This window comes from Sphingomonas sp. KC8 (genome assembly GCF_002151445.1).
Classification (GTDB): Bacteria; Pseudomonadota; Alphaproteobacteria; order Sphingomonadales; family Sphingomonadaceae; genus Sphingomonas_E.
In genome coordinates, this window is the sequence record NZ_CP016306.1 from 1500288 (window position 1) to 1515631 (window position 15344).

The 15344-nt window shown below is 62.4% G+C and carries 10 protein-coding genes and 1 pseudogene; 8 read left to right on the forward strand and 3 right to left on the reverse strand.

Annotated elements, in window-relative coordinates; all coding sequences use genetic code 11:
- The first annotated feature begins 18 nt into the window (after window positions 1-18).
- The 5 genes from nusG (at window position 19) to rplL (ending at window position 3145) form a co-directional block, all read left to right on the forward strand.
- On the forward strand, window positions 19-558 hold the full coding sequence (nusG, locus tag KC8_RS07090) for a transcription termination/antitermination protein NusG (RefSeq protein WP_010127922.1): 540 nt from the start codon (window positions 19-21) through the stop codon (window positions 556-558).
- Window positions 559-668: 110 nt separating this feature from the next.
- Entirely contained in the window at window positions 669-1100 is a 432-nt protein-coding gene (rplK, locus tag KC8_RS07095) for a 50S ribosomal protein L11 (RefSeq protein WP_010127921.1), read from the forward strand.
- Window positions 1101-1103: 3 nt separating this feature from the next.
- Window positions 1104-1811, forward strand: a complete 708-nt coding sequence (rplA, locus tag KC8_RS07100; RefSeq protein WP_010127920.1) for a 50S ribosomal protein L1 — start codon at window positions 1104-1106, stop codon at window positions 1809-1811.
- Between the two features lie 381 nt (window positions 1812-2192).
- A complete protein-coding gene (gene rplJ / locus KC8_RS07105) occupies window positions 2193-2708 on the forward strand; it encodes a 50S ribosomal protein L10 (RefSeq protein WP_010127919.1) in 516 nt (171 codons plus the stop codon).
- A gap of 56 nt (window positions 2709-2764) precedes the next feature.
- On the forward strand, window positions 2765-3145 hold the full coding sequence (rplL, locus tag KC8_RS07110) for a 50S ribosomal protein L7/L12 (protein WP_010127917.1): 381 nt from the start codon (window positions 2765-2767) through the stop codon (window positions 3143-3145).
- A 130-nt stretch (window positions 3146-3275) separates the two neighbouring features.
- Here rplL and KC8_RS07115 read toward each other — a convergent pair whose 3' ends face one another.
- A complete protein-coding gene (locus tag KC8_RS07115) occupies window positions 3276-4856 on the reverse strand; it encodes a hypothetical protein (protein WP_232455652.1) in 1581 nt (526 codons plus the stop codon).
- Window positions 4857-5292: 436 nt separating this feature from the next.
- Between KC8_RS07115 and rpoB the strand changes: the two genes are divergently transcribed.
- The 3 genes from rpoB (at window position 5293) to KC8_RS20495 (ending at window position 14020) form a co-directional block, all read left to right on the forward strand.
- A complete protein-coding gene (gene rpoB, locus KC8_RS07120; protein ID WP_010127673.1) occupies window positions 5293-9450 on the forward strand; it encodes a DNA-directed RNA polymerase subunit beta in 4158 nt (1385 codons plus the stop codon).
- 74 nt (window positions 9451-9524) lie between these two features.
- The gene (rpoC, locus tag KC8_RS07125) at window positions 9525-13778 is read left to right on the forward strand and encodes a DNA-directed RNA polymerase subunit beta' (RefSeq protein ID WP_010127672.1); all 4254 of its coding nucleotides are present in this window, start codon (window positions 9525-9527) and stop codon (window positions 13776-13778) included.
- Window positions 13779-13897: 119 nt separating this feature from the next.
- Window positions 13898-14020: a hypothetical protein gene (locus tag KC8_RS20495; protein ID WP_257789642.1), complete on the forward strand. Its 123-nt coding sequence runs from the start codon at window positions 13898-13900 to the stop codon at window positions 14018-14020.
- Window positions 14021-14151: 131 nt separating this feature from the next.
- Here KC8_RS20495 and KC8_RS07130 read toward each other — a convergent pair whose 3' ends face one another.
- The gene (locus KC8_RS07130; RefSeq protein WP_010127671.1) at window positions 14152-14583 is read right to left on the reverse strand and encodes a GFA family protein; all 432 of its coding nucleotides are present in this window, start codon (window positions 14581-14583) and stop codon (window positions 14152-14154) included.
- A 60-nt stretch (window positions 14584-14643) separates the two neighbouring features.
- Window positions 14644-14748: pseudogene (locus tag KC8_RS20630) on the reverse strand (PEPxxWA-CTERM sorting domain-containing protein); the annotation flags it as partial.
- Window positions 14749-15344 lie beyond the last annotated feature (596 nt).

Here is a 15344-nt window from a genome sequence, read left to right on the forward strand (position 1 = left end):
GGGGAACAGGCTGGACATATGGCGCGCTGGTACATCATCCACGCCTATTCGGGCTTCGAGAACAAGGTGAAGGAGGCGATCCTTGCGGACGCCACGCGCCTGGGCCTCGAACAGCTCGTCGAATCGGTCGAAGTTCCGACTGAAAAGGTTACCGAAGTCCGTCGCGGCAAGAAGGTCACGTCGGATCGCAAATTCTTCCCCGGCTATGTGCTGGCGAAGCTCAACATGAACGACGATGTCTATCACCTGGTGAAGAACACACCGAAGGTGACGGGCTTCCTCGGGTCGTCGGGCAAGCCGCAGCCAATCAGCGAGGCCGAGGCCGCGCGCATCCTCAACACCAAGGAGGAAGCCGCCGCAGCCGCGCCGAAGACCAAGATCAAGGTCGATTTCGAAATCGGCGATCAGGTCAAGGTGCTCGACGGTCCCTTTGCGAGCTTCAACGGCCTCGTCGAAGAACTGGATTTCGAAAAGAGCAAGGTCAAGGTGTCAGTGTCGATCTTCGGTCGCGCCACGCCGGTCGAACTCGATTTCGAGCAGGTCGAACGGGCCAAATAAGGATTTCCGGAGTGATCCGGAATATGGATGCCGCAAGGTGTCCGACATGTGTGCGGGAGGTGGCCTCGGCCATCGTTTGAACCGCTAAACTTGAAAGAGAGTGAGCAACCATGGCCAAGAAGATTACTGGCTATATCAAGCTGCAGGTGCCGGCCGGCAAGGCCAACCCCAGCCCGCCAATCGGCCCCGCGCTCGGTCAGCGCGGCGTGAACATCATGGAATTCTGCAAGGCGTTCAACGCGCAGACGCAGGGTGAAGAAGTCGGCACGCCGCTTCCCACCGTGATCACCGTCTATGCCGACCGCTCCTTCTCCTTCGTCACGAAGACGCCGCCGGCGACCTTCCTGATCAAGAAGGCCGCTGGCCTGAAGTCGGGTTCGAAGGAGCCGGGCAAGGTTTCCGCCGGAAAGATCAAGCGCTCGCAGCTCGCGGATATCGCGAACGCGAAGATGAAGGATCTGAACGCCAACGATATCGAAGCGGCAACCCGCATCATCGAAGGCTCCGCCCGCGCGATGGGCCTCGAAGTGGTGGAGGGCTAAGCCATGTTCGCACCCAAGAAGCTGACCAAGAAGCAGAAGGCCCTGGTCAACGTCGTTGATCGCGAAAAGCTGTATGGCGTCGACGAAGCGATCAAGCTCGCCAAGACCCATGCCACTTCGAAGTTCGACGAAACGATCGAAATCGCCGTCAACCTCGGCGTCGATCCCCGTCATGCTGACCAGATGGTCCGTGGCGTCGTCACGCTGCCCAAGGGTACCGGCAAGGACGTCCGCGTCGGCGTGTTCGCCCGTGGCGCCAAGGCTGAAGAAGCCCTCGCCGCCGGCGCAGAAGTCGTTGGTGCCGAAGACCTGCTCGAAGCGGTCCAGGCCGGCAAGATCGATTTCGATCGCTGCATTGCGACCCCGGACATGATGGGCCTGGTTGGCCGTCTCGGTAAGGTGCTGGGTCCCAAGGGCCTGATGCCGAACCCGAAGCTCGGCACGGTCACGCCCAATGTCGGCGAAGCGGTCAAGGCTGCCAAGGGCGGCCAGGTCGAATATCGCGTCGAGAAGGCCGGTATCATCCATTCAGGCATCGGCAAGGCGTCGTTCCCGGCGGAAGATCTGCGCGCGAACTTCGATGCGCTGCTCGATGCGCTGGTCAAGGCGAAGCCCGCCGGCGCCAAGGGCAAGTATGTCCGCAAGATCGCCGTCAGCTCGTCGATGGGCCCGGGCATCAAGGTCGACGTCGCCGACGTGGCGGTCGCCTGAACCAGATTCCCCCTTCCTTCACGGGAAGGGGGCCAAAGGCATGGGTGATGCCGTTCGCGGCCCCGCCCATGCCAGTACCGTCCGAGACTGCAGCTGGGCTTGGTGCCTGATCGTTTACGGTGAAACACCGGAAGCGTGAATCAGGCGCCCATTAGGGACAGGCCCTTAATTCGGCTGCATAGGCGGGGTTAGAGTTTTCGGAACAGCCGATATGGCTGCTTCCGGGTCTGCCAAGGGCTCCATGCCCGGCGTCAGATTACCCTACCCCTTCGGACCGATCGTTGGGCGGCGTTTTTGTCCAGCGGTTCAATCTCCTGTGCGCGGCTTGCCGCAAGCGGGGGCCTCGGCGGATGTTCCGCCGGGGCAGTTAAGGAGTAAGGCATGGATCGAGCTCAGAAAGCCGAGCTGGTTGCCGAGCTGAATCGCACCTTCACCGAGACGGGCGTGGTCGTCGTGACCCGCAATCTCGGTCTTACCGTTGCGCAGTCGACTGCGCTTCGGGTGAAGATGCGCGAAGCTGGCGGCAGCTATCGGGTATCGAAGAACAAGCTCGCCCGCATTGCCGCCGAGGGCACTGCCTACAGCACGCTTAATGCGCTGCTGGTGGGGCCGACGGCGCTCAGCACGTCTGTCGATCCGGTGGCGGCCGCTAAGGTCGTCGTCGAATTTGCGAAGACCAACGACAAGTTGGAAATCGTCGGCGGCGCGATGGGCGACACCGTTCTCGACGTTGATGGGGTGAAGGCTCTGGCGACACTGCCGTCGCTGGACGAACTGCGCGGCACCATCATTGGGCTGATCAGCGCACCTGCGACCAAGATCGCGCGCATCCTCAAGGAACCGGGCGGCCAGATCGCACGGGTTCTGGCGGCGCACGCGGCCGAGGCCGACGCCTGATTTTCGATATCGTTTCACTGACATCTATTGGGGCGCTGCCCCGCATGGAGATTTAAATGGCTGACCTGCAGAAGATTGTTGACGACCTCTCGGCTCTGACCGTTCTCGAAGCCGCTGAGCTTTCGAAGCTGCTCGAAGAAAAGTGGGGCGTTTCGGCCGCTGCTGCGGTTGCGGTTGCAGCTCCGGCCGCCGGTGGCGCCGCTGGTGGCGCCGCTGCCGAAGAAAAGACCGAATTCGACGTGATCCTCACCGGCGACGGTGGCAAGAAGATCAACGTCATCAAGGAAGTCCGCGCCATCACCGGCCTGGGTCTGACCGAAGCGAAGGCTCTCGTCGAGGGCGCGCCGAAGGCGATCAAGGAAGGCGTCGGCAAGGACGAAGCCGAGAAGGTCAAGAAGCAGCTTGAAGAAGCCGGCGCGACCGTCGAACTCAAGTAAGCTTCTTCGCTTCGGCGTAGAAAAAGGAGGGGCGGCCCGGCGACGGGTCGCCCCTTTTTTGTGCCTGTAATCTGACGTCCATAGGGCTGAAGGGGCGGCGTTGAGGCCGCCCCTTATTTGGTTTGCCGTGTCAGTAGACGGCGTTGTTATAGTCGACGGCTGCGCGGCGCTTGGGGGTTTGGGCGAGAGGCTGTCCGGCATATTCGCGCAGGCCCCAGGCGCCATGCTGGCTGATCGGCGAAGTCGAGTTGAACAGCGTCATCGTGTCGCCGACCTGCTTTTGCCAGCCGCTCAGATATTTCTTGTAGAGATCGTACATCCGCGGATCGCGCTGGATGCTCGTCAGCAGCGGCAGATTGGTGCGGTTGAGGATGTGCTGGCCGCCCTCATAGGCGATCGAACGCTTGCCGAACCGCGTGGCGATCGCCTTGCTTTCCACGCCACGGGCGATCGCGGCGTCGACATCGGCACCCAGCCAGGCGAAGATCTGATCGAGGTTCGTCCAGCCGGCCCGCGCATCATCGAACAGCGCGCCGCCAAAATAAGGCGCGGTCGCCACCGCATCCACATATTGCGCGGTGTCGCGGAAACCCAGCACCGTCTCGGCCGTCCACGCATTCGCGCTCTGCACCGACACCACCCGCACCAGCCGGCCTGGATTGGCCTTGAACACATCGGTCCAGATCCGGTGCATCGCCGCCGATTTCTCGGCATAGCGCCGCAGCATCGCTTCATGCGAATTGGTCGACAGCCCCGCCGCCAGGCCCTCGTCCCGCGCCTGCCCGGTCACCGGAAAGGCATAGTTCCACACCTCGTTCGACATCTCGACATAGGCCACCCGGCCCGACGCCAGATTGTCCCGCACATATTCGGCAAAGCGCCGGATATAGGTGTCGTCCGCATTCCACGGCATCGTGAACCACGGATCCACCCCGGCCTCGTTGGCCAGCCCCACCATATATTCCACCGCCACGCCCCGCGCGCCGCTCTGGTCCTGGCTGTCCAGCGTCGGCCGGGTCGCCCACGTCACCGTCGCATTCTGGTTCACATTCTGCCAGTCGAGGAACCGCACCAGCCTGTACCCCGCCAGCGATTGCACGAAGTCCGGCGAAAACAGCGCCGTCGTCGACGCGCTCTTCTCCCGGCAATCGATCTTGCGCACCGGATCGGACGGATCGGTCGCGCTCAGCGTCACCCGCGCCGGCATCACCTCGCCATTCTTCGCCGGTGCCCAGTCAAATTCGAAGCTGTTCGCGCCCTGCGAAACCGCGCTGACGATACCGCCCGGCGCCAGCGTCCCCTTGCCCGCCCAGCTGCACCGCACGCGAACCGGCGCCGTCCCATACGCCCCTTCCGGCGGCAGCAACGGCAGATGCGCCACCTCCCCGGGATTGAGCGATTTGACCGTGTCCGCCCCGTCGAGCCGGCCCGTATCCAGCACCCCCCAGGGCGCGCTCCACGACGCCTGCCACATCCAGCCGCCGCTGCCCTGCGCCAAATTCATCAGCGCCCGTTCGCCGCTATAATAAATCGCACTCGTCAGGTTCAGACCCAAACCAGAACGCAACGGCACCGGAACAGGCGAAGGCGACGTGGTGACCGCAGTTTCCAGCATCGCGGGCGTTGCGATCGCCGCTGCGACAGCCAGCGTCGCCGTGCCCAGTGCCAGCATCCCGAACCGAAAGGGGTGCCGAACCAGCGACCGCGTCATATCTGCCTGCACCACCCACGCCCCCAATCGTCACTGTATTCGCACCCACCTGGCGCCTATTCGTCGTTCTTACCCTATGCTTGCGCCAAAAACGGGTCAAACCTGCGGGGCATCCGCTCAATCGGCGGCAGACACCCGTCGCCCCGGGATACAGATCTCCCCTTCCCTAAATCCAACAGTGTCTCTATATAGGTCGTTCACGGATTTTCCGGCCTTCCATCCCGCCTCGGCGGCGGCGGGCCACTCCATCCGCTTCCGGGACACGGCCTACCTTGCGCACAGGCCGCGACGAATGGGAAACAGACGGGGTAATACAAGACGCAGGCAGTGCGGTTCCGACAGCCCGGACCCGCACTTTTTTTCGTGGGGATCACCCGCGAATCGGCTGCACTCCGGCGTGAGACGGAACATTTTTGATCGGACGCGAGGATTATTCATGGCGACGCAGGCAACTCCCGGCCAGTCCCTCATCAACACCGCGAAGAAGCGCATCCGCAAGGTTTTCGGCAACATCCACGAAGTGGTGCAGATGCCGAACCTGATCGAGGTTCAGCGCGACTCGTACGAACAGTTCCTCCGTTCGCGCCCCGAGGACGAATATGTTTCGGGCCTCGAAAAGACGCTGCGTTCGGTCTTCCCGATCCGCGATTTCGCCGGCACCGCCGAGCTGGATTTCGTCAATTACGAACTCGAACCTCCGAAGTACGACGTCGATGAATGCCGCCAGCGCGGCATCACCTACGCCGCGCCGATGCGCGTGACGCTGCGCCTGATCGTGTTCGAAGTGGACGTCGATACCGACACCCGCTCCGTGCTCGATATCAAGGAGCAGGACGTCTACATGGGCGACATGCCGCTGATGACGCAGAACGGCACGTTCTTCGTCAACGGCACCGAGCGCGTGATCGTTTCGCAGATGCACCGTTCGCCGGGCGTTCTGTTCGATCATGATCGCGGCAAGACCCACGCATCGGGCAAGTATCTTTTCGCCGCGCGCGTCATTCCGTACCGCGGCTCGTGGCTCGATTTCGAATTTGACGCCAAGGACATCGTCAACGTCCGCATCGACCGCAAGCGCAAGCTGCCGGTCACGACCCTGCTTTACGCGCTTGGCCTGAATGGCGAGGAAATCCTCAACCATTTCTACAAGACCGCGATCTATGTGCGCGGCGAAGGCGGCTGGAAGGTTCCCTACCTCCCCGAAAACTGGCGTGGCCAGAAGCCGAACTTCGATGTCGTCAACGGCGACACCGGCGAAGTCGTGTTCCCGGCGGGCACCAAGATCAGCCCGCGTGCCGCCAACAAGGCGCAGAAGGACGGCCTTACCTCGCTGCTGATCCCGACCGACGAAATCTTCGGCAAATATAGCGCGTTCGACCTGATCGACGAACAGACCGGCCGAATCTGGATCGAAGCCGGCGACGAAGTGACGCCGGAAAATCTCGAACTGCTCGATCAGGCGGGTCTCGAAAAGCTCGAACTGCTCGACATCGATCACATTTCGACTGGTCCGTGGATCCGCAACACGCTGAAGGCCGACAAGGTCGAGGATCGCGATCATGCGCTGTCCGAAATCTACCGCGTCATGCGTCCTGGCGAACCGCCCACGAAGGAAACCGCCGAAGCCCTGTTCGCCGGCCTGTTCTTCGATCCGGAACGCTACGACCTGTCGGCCGTCGGCCGCGTCAAGCTCAACATGCGCCTCGACCTCGACGTCGAGGACACGGTGACGACCTTGCGTTCCGAGGACATCCTCGAAGTGGTCAAGACGCTCGTCAACCTGAAGGACGGCAAGGGCGAAATCGACGACATCGACAATCTCGGCAACCGACGCGTGCGTTCGGTGGGCGAATTGCTCGAAAACCAGTATCGCGTCGGCCTGCTCCGCATGGAACGCGCGGTGAAGGAACGCATGTCGTCTGTAGATGTGTCGACGGTTATGCCGAACGACCTGATCAACGCCAAGCCGGCGGTGGCCGCAGTGCGCGAATTCTTCGGCTCGTCGCAGCTGTCGCAGTTCATGGATCAGACCAACCCGCTATCCGAAGTGACACACAAGCGCCGCGTTTCGGCGCTCGGGCCGGGCGGTCTCACGCGTGAGCGTGCGGGCTTCGAAGTCCGCGACGTTCACCCGACCCATTATGGCCGCATCTGCCCGATCGAAACGCCGGAAGGCCCGAACATCGGCCTGATCAACAGCCTCGCGTCGTTCAGCCGGGTCAACAAGTACGGCTTCATCGAAACACCGTACCGCAAGGTCGTCGATCATAAGGTGACGACCGACGTCGTCTATCTGTCGGCGATGGAAGAGGCCAAGCACACCATCGCGCAGGCCAATGCCGAACTGGACGCCGAAGGCCGTTTCGTCGAGGAACTGGTGTCTTCGCGTCAGGCCGGTGAATTTCTGATCGCCCCGCGCGACCAGATCACCCTGATGGACGTCAGCCCCAAGCAGCTCGTTTCGGTCGCCGCATCGCTCATTCCGTTCCTGGAAAACGATGACGCCAACCGCGCGCTCATGGGCTCGAACATGCAGCGTCAGGCCGTGCCGCTCGTCCGTGCCGAGGCACCGTTTGTGGGCACCGGCATGGAAGAAACCGTGGCCCGCGACTCCGGCGCCGCAATCGGCGCCCGCCGTACCGGCATCGTCGATCAGGTGGACGCGACCCGCATCGTCATCCGCGCGACCGAAGAGGTCGAGGCCGGTAAGTCTGGCGTCGACATCTACACGCTGATGAAGTTCCAGCGTTCGAACCAGTCGACCTGCATCAACCAGCGCCCGCTGGTGAAGGTGGGCGATGTCGTCCGCAAGGGCGACGTGATCGCCGACGGCCCGTCGACGGAGTTCGGTGAACTGGCGCTGGGCCGCAACGTCCTCGTCGCGTTCATGCCGTGGAACGGCTACAATTACGAAGATTCCATCCTGATCTCCGAACGGATCGTGAAGGACGACGTGTTCACGTCGATCCACATCGACGAATTCGAAGTGATGGCGCGCGACACCAAGCTCGGGCCCGAAGACATCACCCGCGATATTCCCAACGTCGGCGAAGAAGCGCTGCGCAACCTCGACGAGGCTGGCATCGTGTACATCGGCGCCGAAGTGGAGCCGGGCGACATCCTGGTCGGCAAGATCACGCCGAAGGGCGAAAGCCCGATGACGCCGGAAGAAAAGCTGCTGCGCGCCATCTTCGGTGAAAAGGCGTCGGACGTGCGCGATACGTCGCTGCGCCTGCCGCCGGGCGTTGCCGGCACGATCGTCGACGTGCGCGTATTCAACCGTCACGGCATCGACAAGGACGAGCGCGCGATGGCGATCGAGCGCGAGGAGATCGATCGCCTGCGCAAGGACGCCGAGGACGAACGCGGCATCCTCAACCGTGCAACCTTCTCGCGTCTGCGCGAAATGCTGCTCGGTCAGGTTGCAACCGGCGCGCCGAAGGGCGTGAAGAAGGGCGCCGAGATCGACGCGGAAATGCTCGAAACGGTCGAGCGTCATGAATGGTGGAAATTCGCCGTTCAGGACGACGCCCGTCAGGCTGATCTGGAAGCCGTGAAGGCGCAGTATGACGACGCCGCCGGTGTCATCAAGGCGCGCTTCGAAGATCGCGTCGAAAAGCTCCAGCGCGGTGACGAACTGCCGCCGGGCGTGCTGAAGATGGTCAAGGTCTTCGTCGCGGTGAAGCGCAAGCTGCAGCCAGGCGACAAGATGGCCGGCCGTCACGGCAACAAGGGCGTCATCAGCCGCATCCTGCCGAACGAGGACATGCCGTTCCTCGCCGATGGGACGCCGGTGGATATCGTGCTCAACCCGCTGGGCGTGCCGTCGCGCATGAACGTCGGGCAGATCTTCGAAACCCATCTGGGCTGGGCCGCGCGCGGGCTGGGCCAGCAGGTAACCGAGGCGCTGGAAGCGTGGCGTGAAGCCAATCCCGACGCGACCGGTGGTCAGCCGCCCGAAGCCGTCGTGGAGCGCCTCAAGACGATCTACGGTCCGCAATATCACGCGGAAATCGATGCCCGTTCGACCGATCAGATCGTCGAAATGGCAAAGATCCTGAAGAACGGCGTGCCGATGGCGACACCGGTGTTCGACGGCGCCCGCGAAGCCGACGTGTCGGCGATGCTGTCGCTGGCTGGTCTCGATACGTCGGGTCAGGTGGAATTGTATGACGGCCGCACCGGCGATCAGTTCGATCGCCGCGTGACGGTGGGCTACATCTACATGCTGAAGCTGCACCACTTGGTCGACGACAAGATCCACGCGCGTTCGATCGGGCCGTACAGCCTCGTCACTCAGCAGCCGCTGGGCGGTAAGGCGCAGTTCGGCGGCCAGCGTTTCGGGGAAATGGAAGTCTGGGCGCTCCAGGCTTACGGCGCCGCGTACACGCTGCAGGAAATGCTGACGGTAAAATCGGACGACGTCGTCGGCCGCACCAAGGTCTACGAAGCGATCGTCAAGGGCGACGATACCTTCGAAGCAGGCATTCCGGAAAGCTTCAACGTGCTCGTCAAGGAAATGCGCTCGCTGGGTCTTAACGTCGAACTCAAGTCCATCGAGGACGGCGACGGCCTGGCCGAGGCGGCGGAATAAGGGTTGTTTGGGCGCCGAACGATCGGCGCCCCTCCCCCACCTGCCCCTGACATTCACTTCCGAAGGGAAGACACATGAACGAACTGACCAACTTCGCCAATCCGGTCGCCAAGCCGGAAACCTTCGACCAGATCAAGATCGGCATCGCTTCGCCGGAACGCATCCGTTCCTGGTCGTTCGGTGAAATCAAGAAGCCGGAAACGATCAACTATCGTACGTTCAAGCCTGAGCGCGACGGCCTGTTCTGCGCGCGCATCTTCGGTCCGATCAAGGATTACGAATGCCTGTGCGGCAAGTACAAGCGCATGAAGTACAAGGGCATCGTCTGCGAAAAGTGCGGCGTTGAAGTCACCGTATCGAAGGTCCGTCGCGAACGCATGGGCCATATCGAGCTGGCCGCTCCCGTCGCGCACATCTGGTTCCTGAAGTCGCTGCCGAGCCGCATCGGCCTGCTGCTCGACATGCAGCTCAAGCAGCTTGAGCGCGTGCTCTACTTCGAAGCCTATATCGTCATCGAGCCGGGCCTCACCTCGCTTGAAAAGTATCAGCTCCTCACCGAGGACGAACTGCTCGAAGCGCAGGACGAATATGGCGAGGACGCCTTCTCCGCCGGCATCGGCGCCGAAGCCGTGCGCCGCATGCTCGAAGAGCTGGATCTCGAAGGCGAACGCAAGGACCTGCTGGAAGAACTGGCAGTCACCAAGTCCGAACTGAAGCCCAAGAAGATCATCAAGCGACTGAAGGTCGTCGAAAGCTTCATCGATTCGGGCAACCGCCCGGAATGGATGATCCTCGAAGTGATCCCGGTCATTCCGCCCGAACTGCGTCCGCTGGTGCCGCTCGATGGCGGCCGCTTCGCGACGTCGGATCTCAACGATCTCTATCGCCGCGTGATCAACCGCAACAACCGTTTGAAGCGGCTGATGGAACTGCGCGCGCCGGACATCATCGTCCGCAACGAAAAGCGCATGTTGCAAGAAGCCGTCGACGCCCTGTTCGATAACGGCCGTCGCGGCCGCACAATCACCGGCGCCAACAAGCGTCCGCTGAAGTCGCTGTCCGACATGCTGAAGGGCAAGCAGGGCCGCTTCCGTCAGAACCTGCTCGGCAAGCGCGTCGACTATTCGGGCCGTTCGGTCATCGTGACCGGTCCGGAACTCAAGCTGCACCAGTGCGGCCTGCCGAAGAAGATGGCGCTCGAACTGTTCAAGCCGTTCATCTACGCGCGGCTCGATGCCAAGGGTCTGTCGATGACCCTGAAGCAGGCGAAGAAGTGGGTCGAAAAGGAACGCAAGGAAGTCTGGGACATCCTTGACGAAGTGATCCGCGAGCATCCGGTTCTCCTGAACCGCGCGCCGACGCTGCACCGTCTGGGCATCCAGGCGTTCGAACCCGTGCTGATCGAAGGCAAGGCAATCCAGCTTCACCCGCTGGTCTGCTCGGCCTTCAACGCCGACTTCGACGGCGATCAGATGGCCGTGCACGTGCCGCTGAGCCTTGAGGCTCAGCTCGAGGCACGCGTGCTGATGATGTCGACCAACAACATCCTGTCGCCCGCCAACGGCAAGCCGATCATCGTGCCGTCGCAGGATATGGTCCTCGGCCTCTATTATCTTTCGATGATGAAGGAAAATGAGCCGGGCGAAGGCATGCTGCTGTCCGACATGGTCGAGGTCCACCAGGCCCTCCATGCCGGCGCGGTGACGCTGCACACCAAGATCATCAGCCGCGTTCCGCAGACGGACGAGGCCGGCAATCGTTACATGAAGCGGGTGGAAACCACGCCGGGCCGCATGCTGCTGGGCGAAACCCTGCCGCAGAGCCACAAGGTGCCTTACGAGACGATCAACCGCGTCCTTACCAAGAAGGACATCGGCGACGTCATCGACGAAGTGTATCGCCACACCGGCCAGAAGGAGACCGTCCTGTTCGCCGACGCGATCATGGCGCTGGGCTTCCGGCACGCGTTCAAGGCGGGCATCTCGTTCGGCAAGGACGACATGATCATCCCCGATGCGAAGGAACCGCTGGTCGATGAGACCCGCGCGCTCGTGAAGGATTATGAGCAGCAGTATCAGGACGGCCTGATCACCCAGCAGGAAAAATACAACAAGGTGATCGACGCCTGGTCGCGTTGCGGTGATCGTGTCGCTGGCGAAATGATGAAGGAGATCCAAGCCGTTAAGAAGGATCCGGAGACCGGCCGTGAAAAGCCGATCAACGCGATCTACATGATGGCCCACTCCGGTGCCCGTGGTTCGGCAGCGCAGATCAAGCAGCTGGCCGGCATGCGCGGGCTGATGGCCAAGCCGTCGGGTGAGATCATCGAAACGCCGATCATCTCGAACTTCAAGGAAGGCCTGACCGTCCTTGAATATTTCAACTCCACCCACGGCGCGCGCAAGGGCCTCGCGGATACGGCGTTGAAGACCGCGAACTCGGGCTACCTTACCCGTCGTCTGGTCGACGTGTCGCAGGATTGCGTCGTCGTCGAACTGGATTGCGGCACCGAACGCGCGCTCGAAATGAAGGCGATCGTCCAGGGCGGCGCCACCATCGCGTCGCTGGGCGAACGCATCCTGGGCCGCACCACGGCCGAGGATATCGTCGACAGCAAGTCGGGCGAGGTCGTCATCAAGGAAGGCACGCTGCTCGACGAAGCGATGATCACCCAGATCGAGGCGATCAGCCTGCAGTCGGTCAAGATCCGCTCGCCACTGGTGTGCGAGAGCAAGAACGGCGTGTGCGGCGCCTGCTACGGCCGCGATCTTGCCCGTGGTACGCCGGTCAACATCGGCGAAGCCGTCGGCGTCATCGCGGCGCAGTCGATCGGCGAACCGGGCACGCAGCTGACGATGCGTACGTTCCACATCGGTGGCGCGGCGCAGCTCAACCAGGAATCGAACCTGGAAGCGGTGGCCGACGGCCAGCTCGTCTATCGCGACGTGCCGACGATCATCGATACGCGCGGCCGTCGCCTGACGCTTGCCCGTAACGGTGAAATCGCGATCCTCGACGCCGAGGGCCGCGAGCGCGCATCGCATCGTCTGCCGTACGGCGCGACCCTGCTCGTCAAGGACGGGGCATCGGTTACCAAGGGCGAACGTATCGCCGAATGGGATCCGTCGTTCAGCCCGGTCATCACCGAAAAGGCGGGCACCGTCCGCTTCCAGGACATGATCGAGAACCGCACCGTTCGCGAGGAAACCGACGAAGCGACCGGCATTTCGCAGCGCGTGATCGTCGAAGATCACCTCAAGTCGAAGAAGGATGATTTCCGTCCGCGGATCACCCTGCTCGACGAGAATAGCGGCGAAGCCGGCGTATCGCGCCTGATCCCAGGCTCGATCGTCGCGGTCGAAGATGGCGCAACGGTGCGCGTCGGCGACGTTCTCGCCCGCGTTCCCCGCGAAGCCGCCAAGACGCGCGACATCACCGGCGGTCTGCCGCGCGTTGCCGAGCTGTTCGAAGCGCGCAAGCCGAAGGAAAATGCGATCATCGCCCGGGTCTCGGGCCGTGTCGAATTCGGCAAGGACTATAAGGCGAAGCGCAAGATCCTGATCCGTCCGGAAGATGGTTCGGAAGCGATTGAATATCTGATCCCGAAGTCGAAGGTGATCGACGTTCAGGAAGGCGACTACGTCAAGCGTGGCGACAACCTGATCGGCGGCAGCCCCGATCCGCACGATATTCTGGAAGTGCTCGGCATCGAGCCGCTGGCTGAATATCTCGTGTCGGAAATTCAGGAAGTCTATCGCTTGCAGGGCGTGAAGATCAACGACAAGCACATCGAAACGATCGTTCGTCAGATGCTGCAGAAGGTTGAAATCACCGCCGCCGGCGATTCGACGCTGCTTCCGGGCGAACAGCTCGACCGGATCGAAATGGACGAAGCCAATGAAAAGCTGCTGGCCGAAGGCAAGCAGCCGGCCGAAGGCAAGCCCGTCCTGCTCGGCATCACCAAGGCGTCGCTGCAGACCCGCAGCTTCATCTCGGCCGCGTCGTTCCAGGAAACCACCCGCGTGCTCACCGAAGCGTCGGTGCAGGGCAAGATCGACTCGCTCGACGGCCTCAAGGAGAACGTGATCGTCGGTCGCCTGATCCCCGCCGGCACGGGTGCGGGCATGAACCGCCTGCGCGTCACCGCCACCAGCCGCGATGCCGCCCTGCGCGCTTCGCAGCGGGCCTGGCAGGCGTCGCTCGTCGCCCCGGCTTCGGCCGCCGAAGAGCATGCAGCGGAACTACGCCGTCCGGTGGAAGACGATACCGGCGATGATCCCCTGGGCGCCGTCGTCGGCGAGGACTTCACCACCGAAGACCTCGATTGATCGGCGCTGAAGCCTGACGCATGAATGACCCCGCCGGCGCAATCCGGCGGGGTTTTTCTTTGCTTGTGGAATGAACACACGGGCTGGCCGAACAGCGGCCGCGCCCCTATCCTTTGTGCATGAAGAAGGAATTTGTCGCCCTGATGCTGCTGGTGGTGCTGCTGCTGCCGATGCTCGCCGGCATTCGCCGCATTCGCAACATCCCTCGCACCCCGCCGAACGAACCACCGGCAGAGGATTGACCCGCGCACGCCTTGCCGGGCGTGGTGGGACGGAAATCGCGAAGACACCGCCCCCTGCCCGCTACCTTATGCGAGGCGCACACCTCTGCCGGCGCGCACAGCCCCGCTGATCGCAGTCGTGCGCCCGGCCCCTATGGGTTAGGAATATATTTCAGCGTACCCGCCCGCCGCGGCCCGGCCCCGCTTTTATCGTCGGCCGGGTGGCGCACGCCATCCAGGACGGGCACCTCGGCAAAATCGAACGGACTTATTCCGGCCAGGCAGGCAACGTTCACGCCATATTGGTTCGGCGTCGAACGGCGCTGATGATGCGTATAGATTCCGCATTTCGAACAGAAATAATGCTTCGCTGACAATGTGTTGAATTGGTAGAGCGTCAGCGCGTCGCCGCCCGCGACGATGCGGATGCCGTCTAGATCGGCGGACACCGCGACTGCGCCGCGCATTCGGCACAAGGAACAGGTGCAGCGACGCGCCGTGCGCAACCCATCCGTCAGGCGCACCCGCAGCCGCACCGTGCCGCAATGGCAGGCCGCGTCGATTTCCTCGACATCATCGACCATGGCCAAAGTGTCGGCGATTATCCGGAAATTCGCAAGGTGGGGTCGCCCCCGCCCCTGCCATCAGACGTACAGGACGTTCGCCCAGTTCCTGCGGCGGCGCATCGCGGCGCCGACCAGCCCGAAGCCCGCGATCATCATCGCCCAGGTCGCCGGTTCGGGCACCGCCACCGGCGGCTTGCTCGTGTAATAAAGAACCGCGTTCGAACTGGCTTCATAGAACAGCTTGATCGTATCCAGCCCTTCCACACCAGCATCCAGCTTGTAGAAGGCGGTCGCATTGCCCGGCCCGCCCTTGCCGTTGCCGAAATGGAAGCCAACATAGGTGACACCGGTCAGCAGCGTCGAAAAATCGACCGTCTTCAGGCCGCCAAGATTGTCGATCTTCTCGATTTTGGAAAAGTCACCATCCCAATCGAAACCAAGCGCGGCGAGCGCCTGCTGCTGCGTATCGATGCTGGACGCATTATTGTTCAGCACGTTTTTGCTATAAAATCCGCTACATGCGAGCACCATCGCCGAAAGGTCGCTCTTCGCGCACAGCGTGGTGGCTGCCAATGCCGGGCTGGCCCCGCACAGCAGAGCCGACGCCACGGCACCAAAGTAAATCAATGTCTTGCGCATAATCCCACCTCGAAGGCCCTTGATACCGGCACCGCGAACCCCGGCGCGGTGCCATTCCATTGCCCGTGGCTATAGCCGATCAATCCTTTCCAACCGATGTCCTTAACCATCATTTTCGCGCCGCTGGCTGATATTTTTCA